Source organism: Streptomyces hainanensis, from assembly GCF_004348415.1.
Taxonomy (GTDB): Bacteria; Actinomycetota; Actinomycetes; order Streptomycetales; family Streptomycetaceae; genus Streptomyces; species Streptomyces hainanensis.
This window is the reverse complement of the sequence record NZ_SMKI01000567.1, coordinates 1-4,423: the sequence shown is the minus strand read 5'-3', so window position 1 is coordinate 4,423 and position 4,423 is coordinate 1. Positions and strand designations below refer to the sequence as shown.

Sequence of the window (4,423 nt, the reverse complement as noted above, 5' to 3'; positions counted from 1 at the left end):
CGCCTCCCCACCGTCCCCGAGGTCGTCACCCGCCTCATCGGCCCCATCGACGAGGAGTCGCTCGCCGACCCGACCCTCCGGGTCGGCTCCGCCGGCGACGGGTCGGGGCCGGAGCCCCCGACCGGTGCGGCCGGCCCGCCGGCTCCGCCGGCTGAGGCGGGTCCGCCTGTGGCGGCCGCCGACCCGGCTGGCGCCGGGGCCAGCGCGCCCGCGGCGCCGGCCACGTCGGCCGGCGAGGCCGGCCCGCCGGCTGAGGCGGGTACGTCTGTGGCTGACACCTTGGCTGGCGGCGAAGCCCGCCCGGCTGGCGCCGGGGTGGGACCGACCGGTGGTCCGGAGTCCACGGTGCAGCCGTCGGCCGTGCCGCGGCGTGTGGACGCCGGCGCCGAGGCCGGCTCGGCTGCCGTCGGGCTCGGTGGTCCGGAGGCGCCGGCCGGCCTGCCGGCTTCGCCGGCTGAGGCGGGTACCCCTGGGACGGACACCGGCCCGGCGGGCGCACAGGCGGCGGCGCAGCCGCCCCGGCGGCCGGACGCCTCGCCGGCGGCCCCCGCGGCGGGATCGGCCGGCCGCCCGACCACGGCGACGCCGCCGTCAGGCCGGTCGGAGGCCACGCCCGTGGCGACGGGCACGTCGGCCGGCGAGGCCGGCCATGACACACCCACCGGCCGCGAAGCCGTCGGGCCGGCGCCGCAGGCCACCGTGCCGGCGGCTGTCGCGCCCGGCCGGCCGGAGGCTGCGGCCGCCCGCAACGCGGCCGCCCGCAACGGGGCCGCCGACGCGGCCCCGTCGGCGGCACCGCTGCTCGCCGTCAGGGATCTGACCGTCTCGTACCCCGGCCGGTTGGGCCGCCGGCAGGTGGCCGTGCGGGGGGTGTCGTTCGAGATCGCCGCCGGGGAGACGTTCGGGCTGGTGGGCGAGTCGGGGTCCGGGAAGAGCACCATCTCGCGGGTGCTGCTCGGGTTGCGGCGCGCGGACTCCGGGTCCGTGCTGCTGGACGGCGAGGACGTCACCCACGCCTCCCGCCGCGCGCGGCGCCGGCTCGCGCCGCAGGTGCAGATGGTGTTCCAGGACCCGTACGGGTCCCTCAACCCCGATCGCCGGATCGGCGACACCGTCGGCGCCGGGCTGTTGTTCCACACCGAGCTGACCCGCGCCCAACGGCGCGCCCGCGTCGCCGAGTTGCTGGCCGAGGTCGGGCTCGACCCGGCGCTGGCCGCGGCCTACCCCGAGGAGCTCTCCGGCGGGATGCGGCAACGCGTCGGCATCGCCCGTGCCCTGGCGCTCGAACCGCGGCTGCTGGTGGCCGACGAGCCCGTCTCGGCGCTCGACGTGTCCGTGCAGGCCCAGGTGCTCAACCTGCTCACCGAACTCCAGCGGAGCCGCGGCCTCGCCATGCTGTTCATCTCCCACGACCTCACCGTCGTCCGGCACATGAGCAGCCGCATCGCCGTGCTCCGCGCCGGCGAGATCGTCGAGGCCGGCGACCGCGACCAGATCATGGAACGCCCGGAGAGCGACTACACCAGGGCCCTGCTCGCCGCCGGCCTCTCCGCCCGCCGCCCCGCGGCCGCCTGAGGAGGGAGGCACCGTGTACGACGTCATCGACCGGCTCGCCGGGGACCTTCCCGAGGTCGCCCGGCTGCGGGCGCCGCGCCCCCGTCTCGTGGAGCTCCAACAGCGCGCCCACGACGTGCTGTTCGGCGCCGAGGCGACGGCTCCACCCGAGCTGTGGGCCGCCGCCGGCGCCGTGGCCGCCGCCCACCGGCACCCGGCCGCGCTCGCGCACTACGCCGGCCGGCAGGAGGACGGGCCCCGTACGGCGGCGGCGGTAGCCCACGCCAGGCTGCTCACCCACCGCCCCGCCGCCGCCTCGGCGGCGGACATCGACGCGCTCCGCGCGGCCGGCTTCGGCGACGCCGAGATCGTCTCGCTCTCCCAGGGCGTCGCCTTCGTCAACCAGCAGCTGCAACTCGCCGCCGGGCTACGGCTGCTGGCCACCGGCGAGCCCGCCGCCGGCCCGCCGCCCACCGTCGAGGGCGGCCCGCGCTACACCACCGAGGTGCTGACCTGGCATCCCGCCGTCCGCCCCATCCCCGTCGAGGAGTTGACCGCCGAGCACCACCACGCGCTCGCCGGGAAGCGTCCGGACAGCCCCTACTTCCGCACCCTCGGCCACGACCTGGCGATCCTCGCCGAACGCACCGCCATCGACCTGGCGGCCTTCGCCTCCGAGGGCGGCCTGCCCCGCGCGGAGCGTGAACTCGCCGCCACCGCCGTCTCGTTGCACAACGGCTGCGTATACTGCGTCTCCGTGCACGCCAGGCTCGCCGCCCGGCACGGCCTCGACCGGGCCGCCGTCGCCCGGCTGCTCGCCCACGGCTCGGACGCCGTCGTCGGCCGCCGCGCCAGCCTCGTCGTCCGGTTGGCCGCCGGGCTCGCGCCGGTGCCGACCACCGCCACCGGAGCCGAGGTCGCCGACCTCCGCGACGCCGGCCTGACCGACCTGGAGCTGGTCGACCTGGTGCACTGCGCCGCCTTCTTCGCCTGGGCCAACCGGCTGATGCTCAGCCTCGGCAGCCACCACGAGCCGGCCGTGCCATGAGGGGACACCCGCACAGCTCGCACTACGGCGCCTTCCACGCGGCCCACCACCCGGCCGACGACCGGCTCACCGTGCGGCCCGACCCCGGCGACCCCGAGCCCTCCCCGCTGCTCGGCAACCTGCCGGGGTTCACCCGGGCCCGCGTCGACCGTCCGCACGTCAGGCGCGGCTGGCTCACCGACGGGCCGGGCCCGGACGAGCGCCGCGGGCGGGACGCCTTCGTGCCCGTCGAGTGGGACGAGATCATCCCGCTGCTGGCCGGCGAGCTCGACCGGGTACGCACCGCCCACGGCAACTCCGCCGTCTTCGGCGGCTCCTACGGCTGGGGCAGCGCCGGCCGCTTCCACCACGCCCAGAGCCAGGTGCACCGGTTCCTCAACCACCTCGGCGGCTACACCCGTTCGGTCAACACCTACAGCCTGGGCGCCTCCCGCAACCTGCTGTGCCACGTCGTCGGCGACGACCGGTCGATCGTCGAGCCCACCACCTACCTCGTGTTGGCCGAGCACACCGATCTGTTCGTCTGCTTCGGCGGCATGCCCGCAAAGAACTCCCAGGTCAACTCGGGCGGCGTCAGCCGCCACTCCGCCGCCGGGCAGCTCCGCGCCGCCCGCGACCGCGGCGCCCGTTTCGTGCTGGTCAGCCCGCTCCGCGACGACCTGGCCGACGAACTCGACGCCGAGTGGATCGCCCCGCTGCCCGGCACCGACACCGCCCTGCTGCTGGCCCTCGCGTACGTCCTGCTGGTCGAACGCCGCTACGACGCCGCGTTCTGCGCGACCCACGTCACCGGCTTCGACGTGTTCCGCGACTACGTCCTGGGCGCCGCGGACGGCGTGCCCAAGACCCCCGCCTGGGCCGCCGCGGTCTGCGGCGTCCCCGCCGACCGCATCGCCCCGCTGGCCCGCGAGATGGCGGCCCACCGCACCCTGGTCTCGCTGAGCTGGTCGCTGCAGCGCGCCCACCGCGGCGAGCAGCCGGTCTGGGCCGGCATCGCGCTGGCCGCCCTGCTCGGCCAGATCGGCCTGCCGGGCGGCGGCTTCGGCCACGGCTACGGCGCCACCGCGGGCACCGGGGCCGGACTGCTGCCCTACGGGCTGCCCACCCTCCCGCAGGGCACCAACCCCGTCCCCGACTTCATCCCGGTGGCCCGCATCGCGGACCTGCTGCTCCACCCCGGCGAGAGCTACGCGTACGACGGCCGGCGGCTGACGTACCCCGACACCCGCCTCGTCTACTGGACGGGCGGCAACCCGTTCCACCACCACCAGGACCTCGCCCGGCTGCGCCGCGCCTTCACCCGCCCCGACACGGTCGTCGTGCACGAGCCGTTCTGGACCGCCACCGCCCGGCACGCCGACATCGTGCTGCCCGCCACCACCACCCTGGAGCGCGAGGACCTGGGCGCCGCCCGCCAGGACCCGGTGCTGGTCGCCATGCACCGGGTCGCCGCCCCGCGCGGCCAGGCACGCGACGACTACGCGATCTTCGCCGACCTCGCCCACGAGCTGGGCGTCGGCGCGGAGTTCACCGAGGGCAGGACCGCCCGGGAGTGGCTGGTCCACCTCTACGAGGGCTGGCGCGCCGACCTGCCACCCGAGCACACACCCCCCGAGGACTTCGACGCGTTCTGGCACGCCGGCCGCGTCACGCTGACCGGGCGGCGCCTTCGGCACACCCTCTACGAACGCTTCCGCGCCGACCCGAAGCGCCACCCGCTGGCCACCCCGTCCGGCCGGATCGAGCTGTACTCGGCGACCGTCGCCTCCTTCGGCTACGACGACTGCCCCGGCCAGCGGCGCCTCCTCGCTCGGCTTCAAC

3 protein-coding genes are annotated in these 4,423 nt (G+C 76.9%); all 3 read left to right on the top strand.

The genetic code is table 11. The annotated features are described in order from the left end of the window. Positions 1-615: 615 nt before the first annotated feature. Entirely contained in the window at positions 616-1,575 is a 960-nt protein-coding gene (locus E1283_RS32590) for an ATP-binding cassette domain-containing protein (RefSeq protein ID WP_165956330.1), read from the top strand. 13 nt (positions 1,576-1,588) lie between these two features. Next, complete coding sequence (locus tag E1283_RS32585) at positions 1,589-2,602, top strand: peroxidase-related enzyme (protein WP_132821768.1); 1,014 nt, start codon at positions 1,589-1,591, stop codon at positions 2,600-2,602. After that, positions 2,599-4,423 (top strand): molybdopterin-dependent oxidoreductase (locus E1283_RS32580; protein WP_132821767.1); only part of this gene is annotated, 1,825 nt, incomplete at its 3' end. The genes E1283_RS32585 and E1283_RS32580, both read left to right, overlap by 4 nt.